The organism is Streptomyces sp. NPDC046876 (genome assembly GCF_040645035.1).
Taxonomy (GTDB): domain Bacteria; phylum Actinomycetota; class Actinomycetes; order Streptomycetales; family Streptomycetaceae; genus Streptomyces.
On the sequence record NZ_JBEYXK010000088.1, the window covers coordinates 1 to 13191 of the forward strand.

The following is a 13191-nucleotide window of genomic DNA, read 5'->3' on the forward strand; positions in this document are numbered from 1 at the left end:
CCTTACCCCCAACATTCTTCCCCACCCCCCCCCACTTCCAAACTGCCGCCACCGCCGCCCCCCCCCCGCCCGCCTAAACCGGCCCCCCGGGGGGGGGCCGGGGGCCCCCCCGGCCCCGGCCCCCACCACGTGCCCCCTTCCTCTTTTTGTGTGCTCGCGTTTTCGTGTGCTCGCGGCCGCCGGCGGAAAAGCCGTACGGGCCCGGCGGGGGGATCGCCGGGCCCGTACAAGGGCCTCACAGGGGAAGGGAAGGCCGCAGGAGAGGTGGTGCGGTCAGCGGGGCTGGACGGCGATGCGGGTGGCCTTGCCGGTGGAGGCGCCGGAGGTCACGTACGAGCCGTCCAGGTTGTTGATGGTGAAGGCGAAGTCGAAGTTGGCGGTGTTCTTGCCGGTCACCGTGATGTTGGCCTTGAAGGTGATGGTGGAGGCGGCCTTGCCGTCGGCGCCGATCAGGAAGGCGACGTCGGTGTCGGAGTAGGTGCCGCAGCCGGTCTGGCGCCACTCGCCGTGGGAGGCGGTCGTGGTGTTGTTCGGAGAGGTGAAGTTGACGACGCCGGCCGTGGCGGTGGCGCTGCCGTAGTAGCTGCCGAGGAAGGTCTCGTGGGTGTTGTCGTCGACGACCTTCCAGCTGCCCGGCAGGGTGTAGCAGGTGCTGCCGCCCTCGACGGCGGCGTTCGCGGAGCCCGTGACCGCCGTGGCGGTGGCCAGCGCGGCGACACCGGCGAGGACGCCGACCTTGATACGGGTGCTCTTGCGCATCTGAATCTCTCCCAGGAAATCGTCAATGGGGGTGGATTGCCGGGGCCGGCATTTCGCACGGCGGCTTCGATTTCCATGATGGCCCGCCGAATCGGCAGGAGGTATGGACCAGCTTTCGATTCGTCAGGTCGGCCGGATGCCGCTTTCGCGGCCGAAAAAGACCCCCGGGCCGCACGGAAATGCGTGCGGCCCGGGGGCCCGGGAAACGGAAAAGGAAAGAGGACGGGAAATCAGTCGATCTGCATGATGATGCGGACCGCCGGGTCCACGTCGGGCTGCTTCGGCATGACGCCGGCCTCCAGCACGATCCCGAAGTGCTCCTCGTACGCGGCGCGCAGGGCCGCGTCGTCCGCCAGCTCCACGGTCCGCGTGCCGTTCGCGTCGGTGAGGGTCAGCTCCCGGCCGTTGACGGTGGCGCGGCCGGACTCCTTCTGCATCGAGGCGATCAGGTTGTGCAGGAACACCGAGTCCGGCGCCGTGCGGTACCACCACAGGGTCGGGTAGAAGTCCTCGATCCGCACCGGCCGCTCGTCGAGCCGGTACTGGATGCCGCCGTCCAGCACGACCTGGAGCCCGCCCTCCTCGGGCACGACCACCTCGAACTCGCCGTGCGGGTCCTTCTGCACCCCCTGCGGCCCGATCTCCAGCGGGAAGCGGCTGCCCTTGCCGAAGCCGACGTCGACCAGCCAGTCCTTGCCGTCCGCGTGGACGCGCAGCGCCAGGTGGCACAGCGGGGCGCCGAACTCGCCGCCGAGGAAGACCTGCCCGGCGAGGATCTCCACCGAGTAGCCGAGGGCCTGGAGCAGGTGCCCGAAGGAGGGGTTCAGCTCGTAGCAGCCGCCGCCGCGGCGCCGGCGCACGATCTTGTCGTGGAGGAAGTCGCGCTCCAGGCTCAGCTCGGCGCCCTCCACGTGGTAGTCGATGTTCTCGAAGGGCACCGAGAGCACGTGCCGCTCCTGGAGGTGCCGCAGCCCGTGGATGTCGGCCTGCTCCGGCCGCCGGGCGCCGATGCGCTCCAGGTACGCGTCCACCATCGCATCGCTGAGCATGTCGTTCGCCGTCTCCTCGCTCGTCTCGTCCGTCATGACGTCCACCCGCTCGGCGGGATGTTGTGGTTCACCCGGAACACGTTCTGCGGGTCGTAGGCGTCCTTGACGGCCACGAGCCGGGCGTACGTCTCCTCGTCGTACGCCGACCGCAGGTGCTCGGGGGTGCTCTCCAGGGCGCTGATGAAGCTCAGGAACGGGCCGCCGATGCGCCAGGGCTGCATCGTCTCCATCAGCCGCTCCTGGAACTCCCGCACGTCCTGGACGTGTTCGGGCCACACCGGTGCCCCCGCGAACAGCGTGTACGCGGTCTCGCGGTGCGGCAGCGCGTTGGGGTGCTCCGGCTCCCGGCCCAGGGCGCCGCCCAGGTGGCGCAGCTCGATGCCGGGGCGGACCGCGTCCGCGCCCTCCTTGATCAGCGGCACCAGGGTGTCGATCGCCGCGTCGTCGAGCTCCCGGATGCGGGTGGAGCGCTCGAAGTAGACGGCCGGCACGGTCGGGTCCATGTTGATGTCCGCGACGTTCGTGTACGGCATGTCCGCGACGGTGTCGAGGACGGCCGGCACGATCGCGCGCAGCGGGCGCAGGAGTTCCTCGCCCTCCTCGTTCGAGCCGTTGAACGCGATCCGGATGTGGGCGAGGAAGCGCCCGCGGACCGGCTCGGGCAGCACGTCGATGTCGGGGAAGCGCATCACGGCGATCGAGGACTGCATGGCGTCGGGGACGGTCCGCGTCCAGTCCCGCCACGTCCGCAGGATCTCCTCGATGTGCTCGCCGGGCAGGAACAGGCCGCCGCCGTAGAGCCGGGAGACCGGGAAGAGGCCGATCTCGATCGAGGTGACCACGCCGAAGTTGCCCTTGCCACCGCGCAGCGCCCAGAACAGGTCCGGGTGGTCCTCGGGGGAGACGTGGCGCAGCTCGCCGTCGGCGGTGACGACGTCGGCGTTCTTGACGTGGTCGGCGCAGTAGCCGTACGAGCGGCCCAGCGGGCCGAGGCCGCCGCCGAGGGTGTACGAGACGACGCCGACGCCCGGGGAGGCGCCGTTGAGCGGGGCCAGGCCGAAGGCGGCGGCCTCCTGGATGACCCGGCTCCACTGGACGCCGGGCTCGATGCGGGCGGTGCGGCTGCGCGGGTCGATGCGTACGCCGGTGAGGTTGCGGGTGTTGATCAGGATCGCGCCGTCGGCGAGCCGGGCGACTCCGTGCCCGGTCGCCTGGACCGCGACCGGCAGGCCCGCGCGGGCGGCGAAGCGCACGGTGGCGATGACGTCGGCGGTGCCGTCGGCGAGGACGACGGCCGCGGGCCGGGACTCGGACAGGATCCGGTTGAACCCGAGCGTCTCCTCCTTGTACGCGTCGGTGCCGGGCAGCAGGAGCGGCCCGCGCAGCTCGGCGCCGAGCGCGGACAGGTCGGTGGGGGACACGGACGTTCCTTCCTGTAACGGGTGGCTCACGGGGCTGCCTTGGCGGGGGTGCGCAGGCTCGGGAGGGTGGCGGCGGTCAGCAGGACCACGGCGCCGCCGATCCAGGCGACGGTGGTCAGCTCGATGTTGTCGACGATGAGGCCGCCGACGAGGGCGCCGAGGGCGATGGAGAGGTTGAAGACGGACACCCACAGCGCGGAGGCGGCCTCCATCGCGTCGGGCGCGTACTTCAGCATCCAGGTCTGCAGGCTGACGGAGACGCCGCCGAAGGCCAGGCCCCACAGGACCAGCAGGGCGATGCCGCCGGCCTGGGTCTTGCCGAGCAGCGGGAACAGCAGCATCGCGGCGGCCAGCGCGACGATGATGACGGTCATGGTGCGGCCCAGGTTCTTCGCGACGGCCGCCCCGGCGACGAAGTTGCCGATGATGCCGGCGACGCCGAAGCCGAGCAGCAGCACGCTGATCAGGTCCTCGTCGATGCCGGAGACCTGCTGGAGCATGGGGCTGACGTAGGTGTACGCGGCCAGGTGCCCGGTGACGATCAGGGCGGTGGCGATGATGCCGGCGCGCACGCCGCGGTTGCCGAACTGGCCGACCAGCTCGCGCACGCCGACGGGCCGGGTCGCGGGCAGCGGCGGCAGCAGCACCAGCAGGGCCACCAGGACGACGAAGGCGAGGACGCCGAGCGTGGCGAACGCGGTGCGCCAGCCGGCCAGCCCGCCGATCAGGGTGCCGGTGGGCACGCCGAGGACGTTGGCGGCGGCGACACCGCCGAAGATCAGCGCGGTGGCCCGCGGGATCGCGGCCGGCTGGACCAGGCGGAAGGCGAGGCCGCCCGCGATGGCCCAGAAGCCGCCGATGGTGATGCCGACCAGGATGCGGGAGGCGAGCAGGACGCCGAAGTTGGGTGCGAGCACGGTGATCGCGTTGGCGACGGCCATCACGGTCATCAGCGCGACCAGCAGGAAGCGGCGGTCCATGCGGCCGACGAGCACCGGGATCAGCGGGGCGGACAGCGCCGCGACCAGGCCGGGCACCGTGACCATGAGGCCGGCGGTGCCCTCGGAGACGTCCAGGGCGGAGCCGACGGAGGTGAGCAGTCCGATGGGGAGCTGCTCGGCGGTGACCAGGGTGAAGATGCCGACGGCGACGGATACCACCGCGAGCCAGCTCTTCAGCGAGGTGGGCTCTGCGGCGCTGCTCGCGGCCTGCGGCGGGGCTCCGGTCTCGGCGGGTGTTTCGAGTGTTGTCATGGCAAGAACCTCATTCGTGTCTCACGGGTGCGGGGCGGGCAGCTCAGGGGCGGGGCGCTCACGGGCGGGGTGGCTCACGGGCGGAGGACCCGGCTCACGGGCGGGGGACCCAGCCGGACTCGTCCCAGAACCGCAGCTGCCGCGCCTTCGAGGTCGGCGCGATGGCGGCGATCTCCTCGCCGCCGAGGACCAGCGTGCTGGGGCGCTCCGGGTCGAAGACCGGCCACTCGGGGGCGGCGGGCGCGGCGGGGACCCCGCCGCGGGCGAACGCGGCCACCAGGTCCATGAAGGTCTCGGAGACGGCGCGCTCGGCCGGCCCGTCGTGGAACAGGGGCGTGGACGGCGGGACCGGGTAGGTGGCGGCGATGGCCGCGGTGTCGGCGTACGTGCCGAAGAGGAACGGCGAGGTCGCCTCGTGCGGGGTGCCGTGGTGCGGGGCGCGCACCGGGTGGGCGAACTCCATCACGTACTGCGGGGTGCTTCCCTCGCGGGCGTGCCGCTCCGAGAGCCGCACGATCTGGTAGCGGAACAGGGCGTCGCCCCAGATCTCCGTCCACAGCGACAGCGGGTCCTGCGGCAGCCCGTCGGCCTCGGCGGCCTCCCGGTAGGCGGCCAGGCACGCGTCGACGAGCTCGTCGGTGACCTTCGCCGAGCCCTTGTCCAGTACGCCGCGCACGGCCTCGCGCAGTTCGGCCGCGTCGGTGGGCCGCGGGGTCGGGGTGGGCTGGGGCGGGCAGGGGCCGGTGTAGAAGGAGCCCTCGGTGCGGGTGTGGATCGCCATGATCGGCACGTCGGGGGTGGGCCGTTCCCAGTCGAACGCGGTCATCCGGCGGCCGTCGACGACCGGGCCGCGGAACTCGCGGCCGCTGCCGACCTCGCGCCCGCCGGGCAGGCCGCCGAACAGCTCCTCCCAGGCCTGCATCAGCGCGGCCGCGGGCACCTCGCGCAGCCCCGCCACCGTCGTGCCGAGGCGGTCCGCGATGCCCTCGTACGCCCGGCGGGAGTCGGCGGGGGTCAGCGAGGTGGACGGTTCCCACACGTGGCAGGCGCTGATCGGGACGATCCGCCGGATGATCGGCCGCAGTTCGGGCTGCAGCGCGAGCTGCCAGGTGCTGGCGCCGCCCGCGGAGGTGCCGGCGACGGTGATGTTGCCGGGGTCCCCGCCGAAGGCGGCGGCGTTGGCGTGGACCCAGCGCAGCAGCGCCGCCTGGTCCTGCAGGCCCCAGTCGGCGAAGTCGCCGGTCTCCGGGTCGGCGTACTCCTCGTGCAGGCCGAACCCGAGGGCGCCGAGGCGGTAGTTGAAGGTGACGACGACCAGGTCGCCGCGGTCGGCGAGGCGCGCGCCGTCGTAGACGGGCAGGCTGCCGCCGCCGACCATCCAGCCGCCGCCGTGGATGTAGACGAGGACCGGGCGCAGGGTGTCCGGGGCGGTGCCGGGCGTCCAGACGTTGGCGTACAGGGAGTCCTCGGAGCTGCCGGGGATGATCGGCTGGAGCGACTCGGGGGCGAAGGCCTTGGCCTCGCGGACCCCGTTCCAGGGGGCGGGCGGGCGCGGCGAGGCGAAGCGCAGGTCGCCGACGGGCGGGGCGGCGTACGGGATGCCGCGGAAGACCGACAGGCGGCCGGCGCGCTCACCGGCGATCACACCGGCGGTGGTGCGGGCCAGGACGTCGTCCCCGGGCTCCGGCGAAGGGCTGTGGTCGGCAGAAGGGGCCAGCACGTCGAATTCTCCGTCGTCATCGGCGGGCGGTCAGTCACACCGACTTTTCTGATGCGCAGCGTCGGATGACTCTGGACCCTCCGATGCTGGTAACCGCGCGAGGGGGCGACAAGCCGCGCAGCGGCACTGTGTCAGGTGCCGGATTTTCCGTCAGATCGGCGGTCGGGCGCAGGGTGGCCGTGTATTTTCTTGCCGCGTATGCTGCCGGGTTCGAATGCCTGGACGCCCGCACTGCGGGAATGGCAACGGCACATGACGGCACGGTCAAGGAGAATGCGATGCTGGACGACGCGGAAGTGGCCGAATATCTCGACCGGATCGGCGCGAAGAGGCCTGCCGCCCCCGATCTCGAAGGGCTGCGCCACCTCCAGGAGCGGCACGTGCTCTCCGTTCCCTTCGAGAACATCGACTACCACCTCGGGCGCGAGATCCACCTCGGTGCCCAGGCCTTCGACAAGATCGTGCGGCAGCGTCGCGGCGGCGGCTGCTACGAGGTGAACTCGGCCTTCGGGGTGCTGCTGGCCTCCCTCGGGTACGCGGTCGAGGTGCTGCCCGGCCGGGTCCACCGCCCGGAGGGGCTGGGGCCTGCGATGTGCCACCTGGCGCTGCGCGTGACCCTGGACGGCGAGGCCTGGCTGGTCGACGCCGGCTTCGGCCGCAACAGCCGCCACCCGCTCCGACTCCACGCCGCTGACCTGCAGGAAGACCCCCACGGCGGGTACCTGGTCACTCCGGCGCAGGACGGGGTCGGCGGCTTCGACGTGTCCCTCGACGGCAGGCCGCTCTACCGGATCGACGACCGCCCCTGCCGCCTGGAGGACTTCGGGCCGACCCTGTGGTGGTGGCGCAGCAGCCCCGACTCGCCCTTCCTCCAGGAGCTGTTCTGCTCGCTGCCGCTCGCGGACGGCGGCCGCGTCACGCTGAAGGACAAGCGCCTGGTCAGGATCGAGGGCGGCGCACGCACGATCGAAAAACCGGATACGGAGCAGGCCCTCCTCGCCGCGTACCGCACGCATTTCGGCATGGACCTCGACGAACTCCCGAAAGGCGAGGGAGCGGGCCGCACCATCGGGATCAGGCTGACCTGACGGAGCCGGTTGACGGGCGCAGTTGACGGATCACGGGCAGTTGACGGACTCATCCGAATTACGTGGACCGGCTCCGCAGGCCCGGCGCACGATGCGAAGAGTACGGCGTAACTCCGTACCCGGAAGGAGCATTGTGTCCACCGTTGATCCCTTGCTGGAATTTCCACTCGACACCCAGCCGGACCCCGATGAATTCCTGCGCGCCGCCCTGCGGTGGCATTTCTCCCCGGAAACGGGTTCGCCGTTCTGGCTGGAGCGCGCGGGAAGCCTCGGATTCGACCCGCTGACCGACATCGGCGGATTCGAGGACCTGCGCCGGTTCCCGAACCTCGCGAACGAACTGCGCGACGTCCGGGCCGAGGACCTCATACCCCGCGGCTACGGCGACCGGCCCGACGTCGTGGGCGTCTACGAGAGCGGCGGCACCACCGGCGCCCCCAAGCGCATCGTCCTGCTCCAGGAGTGGCTGGAGCGCCTGCTGGCCTGGAGCAGCGCCCAGCTGGACCGCCACGGCGTCCCGCAGGGCGTCAACTGGCTGGTCGTGGCCCCGACCGGGCCCCACATGGTCGGTGACGTGATCAAGCGGCAGACCGCCTTCCGCGGCGGTCTGGCCTTCACCGTCGACCTCGACCCGCGCTGGGTCAAGAAGCTCATCGCCGACGGCAAGGGCGCCGAGGCCGGCGCCTACGCCGAGCACATCGTCGACCAGGTCGCCTTCCTGCTCCAGACCCAGGACATCGGCGTCCTGATGTGCACCCCGCCGATCCTCGAGCGCCTCGCCCGCCGCGACGACCTGGCCAAGCTCATCGACGAGAAGGTCAAGGCGATCAACTGGGTCGGCACCCAGATGGACGCCGACACCCGCTACCTGTACCGCACCGAGGTCTTCCCCAAGGCCCACCTGTACAGCGGCTACGGCTCGACGATGATCCTCGGCAACGCCAGCGAGCGCCCCGGCCTGACCGACGACGACCCGTGCATCTACGACCCGTTCGCCCCGCACATGGTCTTCGACGTGGTCGACCCCGAGACCCGCGAGACCGTCGCGTACGGCGAGCGCGGCCAGGTCGTCATGCACCACGTCAGCAAGGCGCTGTTCATGCCGAACAACCTCGAGCGCGACTACGCGACGCGCGTCCCCGCCCCCGACGGCGTGTGGCAGATCGGCGACTCCGTCGCGGACATCGCCCCGGTCCAGGAGTTCGACAACGAGACGGTCATCGAGGGGGTGTACTAATGGGCGACGGCCTGACGGGCGACGGCCTGATCACGCTGGACGCGCTCGGGCCCGCCGGACCCTTCCGCGCCCGCAAGCGCATGACGGTGGCCGACGTGACGGGCGCGCCCGTCGCCGAACTCAGCCTGGTCCCCAAGCTGTACGTCACCCGCGCGATGGACGCCCTGCGCAAGGCCCGCACCATGCCGGCCGCCGAGCGCACCGAGGCCCTGGCCCGGGCCGGGCGGATCTTCGCCGAGGAGACCATCGACGGCCTGACCTTCGCCGAGTACGAGCGCACCGTCGCCCGCGTCTCGGGCGTGCCGATCGGCGTCGTGCAGGCGGCGACCGCCGCCATCATCGAGGCCACCGAGGTCGCGCCGTTCGCCGCGTACCAGGCCCGCCCGGTCGGTGCCGTGGACGACTGGCGCGACGGCGGCACCCGCGGCGGCAGCGCCGTGTGGACCCGCAAGGGCGACGTCTTCGCGGTGCACGCCGCCGGCAACCACCCCGGCCCGCACTCGCTGTGGGTCGAGGCCCTCGCCATGGGCTACCGGGTCGCCGTACGGCCCTCGCGCCGCGAGCCGTTCACCCCGCACCGCCTGATCTCCGCCCTGCGCGCGGCCGGCTTCGCGGGCGACCAGGTCGTCCTGCTGCCCACCGACTACGAGGCGGCCGACGAGATCCTGCGCAGCGCCGACTACGGGCTGGTCTACGGCGGCGACGAGGTCGTCCGCAAGTACGCGGGCACCCGGGTGCTGCCCCAGGGGCCGGGCCGCTCGAAGATCCTCGTCCCGGCGGGCACCGACTGGCGCGACCACCTCGACACCATCGTCGACTCCATCAGCCACCAGGGCGGCGTGGCCTGCATCAACGCCACCACCGTCCTGGTCGACGGGGACCCGGCGCCGCTGGCCGACGCCATCGCCGAGCGGCTCGCGACCATCCCGAGCCTGCCGCCGCAGGACGAGAAGGCCGTGCTCGCGGTGCAGCCGGTGGAGGGCGCGCGCAAGCTGGAGAAGTTCCTGCTCGCCCGGGCCGCGGGCACCGTTGCCCACCTGGGCGGCGAGGGCATCGTGGAGGAGCTCGGCGACGGCAGCGCCGTCCTGCGCCCCGCGGTGCACCGGCTGGAGCGGCCGGACGCCGAGCAGGCCGGCATCGAACTGCCCTTCCCCTGCGTGTGGGTGGCCCCGTGGTCCCCCGCCGACGGGATCGGGCCGCTGCGCAACTCGCTGGTGCTGACGGCGTTCACGGACGACGAGGAGCTGATCGACGAGCTGCTCCAGGAGCCCACGATCAGCAACGTCTACCTGGGCGACCACCCGACCTACTGGATCCGGCCGGGCGTCCCGCACGACAGCTACCTCGGCGAGTTCCTGATGCGGACCAAGACCGTCATCCGCGACTGAACCGCCGCAGCCGCTGCGGGCCGCGGCCGCCGACGCCCGCCGCGGCCCGCAGCGGCGTACGCACACACCAGGGCCGGCACGCGCGCACCGAAGCACCCGGCGCGCCCACCCGGCACGCCCCCACGCGGCACGTCCCACCCACCGACCTCCCGAGAAGGGCACACCCGTCATGCCTGCCAAGGCCACGCACGACACCGGAATCGGAATCGGAGGAGCCGGTCCCAGACCCGGCAAGCTCCCCAGACTCGACTCCCTGACCGGGCTGCGCTTCCCCGCGGCCCTCCTGGTCTTCCTCTTCCACGCCTCCCTCGGCGTCCCGTGGATCCGGCTCTTCGATTCCGACGCGGCCAACGACGGGTTCGCCAAGTACGTCTCCCAGGCCGGCGCGCTCGGCGTCACCTTCTTCTTCGTCCTCAGCGGCTTCGTCCTGACGTGGTCGGCCCGCGAGAAGGACACCTTCCGCGCCTTCTGGCGCCGCCGCTTCGTGAAGATCTACCCGAATTACGTGATCACCTGGGCGCTCGCCCTGCTCACGTTCGCCGCCGTCATGACCAAGCCCTGGCAGGCCGTGGTCAACCTGCTGATGGTCCAGGTGTGGGTGCCCGACTTCGCGACCAACTTCAGCGTGGACCCGCCCAGCTGGTCCCTCGGCGCCGAAGCGATCTTCTACCTCTCCTTCCCGCTGCTCTACCTGCTCATCAAGAAGATCGATCCCGCCAGGCTGAAGTACTGGATCGCCGGCACCATCACCGCCGTCGTCCTCACGCCGACCCTGACGTACGCGGTCATCCCGGGCGGCGGCATGCAGATGCCCGGCGCCGACGGCACCTCGACCGTGCAGTACTGGTTCGCGTACGTCCTGCCGCCCGTGCGGCTGCTGGACTTCGCCCTCGGCATCCTCGTCGCGCGCGCCGTGATGACCGGCCGCTGGCGCAACATCGGCATGACCTGGTCGGCGCTGCTGCTGGCCGTCAGCTACGCGGTCGCCATGAACGTGGAGCACCTGTACGGGCAGCGCGCGGTCACCCTCGTCCCGATCGTCCTGCTGATCGCGGCCGTCGCCTCGCGCGACGCGGAGAGCAGGCCGACGCCGTTCAACAACCGCTTCATGATCTGGCTCGGCGAGATCTCCTTCGCCTTCTACCTGCTGCACTACATCGTCCTGGCCTACTCCCGGGACCTCCTGGGCGACCGGCTCTTCTCCACCCCGGTCGGCATCGCCCTGATAGCCGCCCAGGCCGTGGTGGCGGTCCTCCTGTCCTGGGCCCTGTACGCCTGGGTCGAGGCCCCCCTGACCCGCCGCTTCTCGACGTCCCGCAAGGCCAAGGCGGCCCGGGCGGCAGCCGCGGCAGAGGCAACCGCAGCGCAGGCCCCGAACCCCGCCAAGGTCGCAGAAAAGGTCTGACGCGGCACGCCACGAGCTGTACGCCACGAGCTGTACGCCACGAGCTGTCGCCACGAGCGACGAGCCCCCGCCCCATGCCCGGGACGGGGGTTGCGTGCTTCCTGCTGGTTGACAGCACCGGCTGTTAGGGTTCCCAAAGGCGTGAAAGGGGCGGGGCGAAGATCATGGCGTCCGATGCTGATCTCCGGGTGCCGGAAGGCGACTTGACGAAGCCCGCCGACGACATGGACACGATGCAGCGCCATCTCGACCGCCAGGTGCGGCGTATGGACGCGCTCGTCGACCGCATCGAGGCCGGGTGGAAGGGCGAGACGGCCAAGGCCTACCGGGACCTGCACCGGGCGGCCGCGAAGGACGCCGTCCGCATCGGGAGATCCTCGTCCTCCTGGAGGAGGCCGTGCGGATGAGCCGCGACGGCTTCACCCAGCAGGAGCTGGACACGCTCCAGGCGTTCCGCAAGGTCCGCAGCGAGGTGACATCGCCCGCGAGGTGGACCGGCTCTCCGAGGGCACCGCGCCGCCCGTGCCGCACAGCGGCCTGCTCGACATCTGGACCATGCGTACTTCGGGGGACTCTCCAAGGGCTCGCCGGGAAGTTGGAGGAGATCCTCAAGGAGCTGGGCGAGGGGCTCGAAACGCTCTACCAGCGCACCGAGAAGGTGGTGCTCGGCTGGGAGGGGCAGGCGCGCGACACGTTCGTCGACGAACTCGACCAGTGGGACCGCCAGATGCAGGACCTCCAGGCCGCCCAGAAGTGGCTCCACGAGGTCGTCACCACCGGGCAGACCAACTACGGCGCGGCCCACCGGGCGGTCCTGTTCATCGCGCTCACTGCGATGCCGCACAAGGGACCCTGGGAAGGTGGAGTACGTGCAGAAGCCCCCCGTGGCGCTGTTCAGCGGCGGCCCGGTGGTCCGCCTCGTCGATCTCGCCCTGTCGGTCCAGGGCTCGGGCGGGAAGCTCTCCCTGGACGACGAGATCAGACGGTACGTCCGGGTGGTCGGAAAGAACTGGACCGCGGACTGGAACTGCCCGGTCCGCGTCGCGGCGGCCCTGCTGGAGCTGGCCGGCGATTTCGTCGCCGGGCCCGACGGGCTCGCGGCCTGTCCGCCGGAATTCAGGGACAAAGCGGCACGGGCCGCGGACGGAATGGACCCCGCGGAATATCTGCGCATGCTCGCCGAACTGGTGCGCATCATCGATCGTGAACCGGCGCCCGAGTACGAAGAGCTCGCCCTGGCCGGCTGGGAATTCCTGCAGACATTCCCCCATCTCTTCGGATTCGACGCCGTCCTCATGGACGAGGGCGCGGCCTTCGGCCCCGGACGGGCCGTCCTCGCCGCCGTCACCAGCGAGCACCCCTACTGCCGCGACCTGGCCGCGGCCTACACCACCGAGGCGCAGCGCGCCCTCGTCCTCTTCCCCGGTGAGCGCTGCCTCGCGGACCGCCTTTCGTGGGCGACCCGCACGGGCCTGCGCGAGATGATCGACACCCTCGACGACCACATGCAGCGAGAGCACTCATGACCCCTGCCGAGAGCGCGGCTCCCGCCCCGAACCGTGCCGCCACCTACCCCGACCGCGAGACGGCGCAGTGGGCCACCCGGCAGGTCGTCACCCGGAACGAGCAGGTGATCCACCGCCGGCTGGCGCAGTCCACCCGGCAGCGCCTCACCATCGAGGCCTCCTGCCCCTCCCGGCCCGAGCCCGTGGGCCGCGTGCTGCTCCAGGCGATGATGCTGGCCGGCCGGGAGCCCGTCGAGGCGCATGCCGCCCGCGTCGTACTGAAGCGGAATCCGGCGAGCCCTACGGCTTCAGCGTCCATGGCACGTTCCCGATCTATCTCTAGAGGCAGCGGAGCGTGGCTCGCCG

The 13191-nt window shown here is 71.5% G+C and carries 11 protein-coding genes and 2 pseudogenes; 8 read left to right on the forward strand and 5 right to left on the reverse strand.

Annotated elements, in window-relative coordinates; genetic code table 11:
* Window positions 1-273: 273 nt before the first annotated feature.
* The 5 genes from ABZ924_RS30660 to ABZ924_RS30680 form a co-directional block, all read right to left on the reverse strand.
* Complete coding sequence (locus ABZ924_RS30660) at window positions 274-759, reverse strand: hypothetical protein (protein ID WP_361916876.1); 486 nt, start codon at window positions 757-759, stop codon at window positions 274-276.
* Between the two features lie 230 nt (window positions 760-989).
* A complete protein-coding gene (locus ABZ924_RS30665) occupies window positions 990-1844 on the reverse strand; it encodes an arylamine N-acetyltransferase (protein WP_361916879.1) in 855 nt (284 codons plus the stop codon).
* Window positions 1841-3229, reverse strand: coding sequence for an FAD-binding oxidoreductase (locus ABZ924_RS30670; RefSeq protein ID WP_361916881.1), 1389 nt, complete (start codon window positions 3227-3229; stop codon window positions 1841-1843). The genes ABZ924_RS30665 and ABZ924_RS30670 overlap by 4 nt, the downstream gene beginning before the upstream one ends.
* A 26-nt stretch (window positions 3230-3255) precedes the next feature.
* A complete protein-coding gene (locus ABZ924_RS30675) occupies window positions 3256-4482 on the reverse strand; it encodes an MFS transporter (RefSeq protein WP_361916884.1) in 1227 nt (408 codons plus the stop codon).
* Window positions 4483-4576: 94 nt separating this feature from the next.
* Window positions 4577-6202 (reverse strand): carboxylesterase family protein, encoded by a 1626-nt coding sequence (locus ABZ924_RS30680; protein ID WP_361916886.1) that lies wholly within the window; start codon window positions 6200-6202, stop codon window positions 4577-4579.
* A gap of 239 nt (window positions 6203-6441) precedes the next feature.
* Between ABZ924_RS30680 and ABZ924_RS30685 the strand changes: the two genes are divergently transcribed.
* The 8 genes and pseudogenes from ABZ924_RS30685 to ABZ924_RS30720 all read left to right on the forward strand — a co-directional run bounded on the left by ABZ924_RS30685 (window position 6442) and on the right by ABZ924_RS30720 (window position 13168).
* Window positions 6442-7290 carry an arylamine N-acetyltransferase gene (locus ABZ924_RS30685; protein WP_361916889.1) on the forward strand — a complete coding sequence of 283 codons (849 nt, stop codon included), beginning with the start codon at window positions 6442-6444 and terminating at the stop codon, window positions 7288-7290.
* 133 nt (window positions 7291-7423) lie between these two features.
* Window positions 7424-8527 (forward strand): AMP-binding protein, encoded by a 1104-nt coding sequence (locus tag ABZ924_RS30690; RefSeq protein WP_361916892.1) that lies wholly within the window; start codon window positions 7424-7426, stop codon window positions 8525-8527.
* On the forward strand, window positions 8527-9915 hold the full coding sequence (locus tag ABZ924_RS30695; protein ID WP_361916895.1) for an aldehyde dehydrogenase family protein: 1389 nt from the start codon (window positions 8527-8529) through the stop codon (window positions 9913-9915). The genes ABZ924_RS30690 and ABZ924_RS30695 overlap by 1 nt, the downstream gene beginning before the upstream one ends.
* A 169-nt stretch (window positions 9916-10084) precedes the next feature.
* Window positions 10085-11320 carry an acyltransferase gene (locus ABZ924_RS30700; RefSeq protein ID WP_361916898.1) on the forward strand — a complete coding sequence of 412 codons (1236 nt, stop codon included), beginning with the start codon at window positions 10085-10087 and terminating at the stop codon, window positions 11318-11320.
* 203 nt (window positions 11321-11523) lie between these two features.
* Window positions 11524-11727, forward strand: coding sequence for a WXG100 family type VII secretion target (locus ABZ924_RS30705; RefSeq protein WP_361916901.1), 204 nt, complete (start codon window positions 11524-11526; stop codon window positions 11725-11727).
* Between the two features lie 188 nt (window positions 11728-11915).
* A pseudogene (locus tag ABZ924_RS30710) lies at window positions 11916-12137 on the forward strand (WXG100 family type VII secretion target); the annotation flags it as partial.
* 52 nt (window positions 12138-12189) lie between these two features.
* Complete coding sequence (locus tag ABZ924_RS30715; protein WP_361916940.1) at window positions 12190-12846, forward strand: hypothetical protein; 657 nt, start codon at window positions 12190-12192, stop codon at window positions 12844-12846.
* Window positions 12843-13168 (forward strand): annotated as a pseudogene (locus ABZ924_RS30720) (RNase A-like domain-containing protein). Before ABZ924_RS30715 ends, ABZ924_RS30720 begins: the two are co-directional and overlap by 4 nt.
* Window positions 13169-13191 lie beyond the last annotated feature (23 nt).

Bases quoted from the DNA above. Each gene is read 5' to 3' on its own strand.
- ABZ924_RS30660 (WP_361916876.1), bottom strand. From the start codon at position 759: ATGCGCAAGAGCACCCGTATCAAGGTCGGCGTCCTCGCCGGTGTCGCC.
- ABZ924_RS30665 (WP_361916879.1), bottom strand. From the start codon at position 1,844: ATGACGGACGAGACGAGCGAGGAGACGGCGAACGACATGCTCAGCGAT.
- ABZ924_RS30675 (WP_361916884.1), bottom strand. From the start codon at position 4,482: ATGACAACACTCGAAACACCCGCCGAGACCGGAGCCCCGCCGCAGGCC.
- ABZ924_RS30685 (WP_361916889.1), top strand. From the start codon at position 6,442: ATGGCAACGGCACATGACGGCACGGTCAAGGAGAATGCGATGCTGGAC.
- ABZ924_RS30695 (WP_361916895.1), top strand. From the start codon at position 8,527: ATGGGCGACGGCCTGACGGGCGACGGCCTGATCACGCTGGACGCGCTC.
- ABZ924_RS30700 (WP_361916898.1), top strand. From the start codon at position 10,085: ATGCCTGCCAAGGCCACGCACGACACCGGAATCGGAATCGGAGGAGCC.